The sequence below is a fragment of the Tomitella biformata AHU 1821 genome, assembly GCF_000524475.1.
Classification (GTDB): domain Bacteria; phylum Actinomycetota; class Actinomycetes; order Mycobacteriales; family Mycobacteriaceae; genus Tomitella; species Tomitella biformata.
In genome coordinates, this window is sequence record NZ_BAVQ01000109.1 from 1 (window position 1) to 368 (window position 368).

The window sequence follows — 368 nt, forward strand, 5'->3', positions numbered from 1 at the left end:
ACCGCCGTCGTCACCGTCACCGAATGACCGGCAGAGGTGGAGTTGCTGAAGCCCGCGTCCGCTGTGAACACAGCCTTCACATCAAAGGTGCCCTCACCATCAAACGTATTCGACAGGGTGTACTCCGACTGACCAGCCGTCACCGCAACAGCGGCACCCGCATTCGCACCATCGACCGTCAACTGCAGACTGCCCGTCGCACCCACCGGAGCGACCGTCGCCGTGAAATTCTCCGTCGCACCCGTCTCCACCTCGGTTGCGCCCGACAGAGTCGTGGTGGTGTCGACATCCGGGACGACCGCCGTCGTCACCGTCACCGAATGACCGGCAGAGGTGGAGTTGCTGAAGCCCGCGTCCGCTGTGAACAC

General features: G+C 63.6%; 1 protein-coding gene. It reads right to left on the reverse strand.

Features of this window, described 5'->3' with window-relative positions; all coding sequences use genetic code 11:
• Positions 1–368: Ig-like domain repeat protein (locus tag TBIF_RS24255; protein WP_200869130.1), on the reverse strand; the 368-nt coding region annotated here is incomplete at both ends.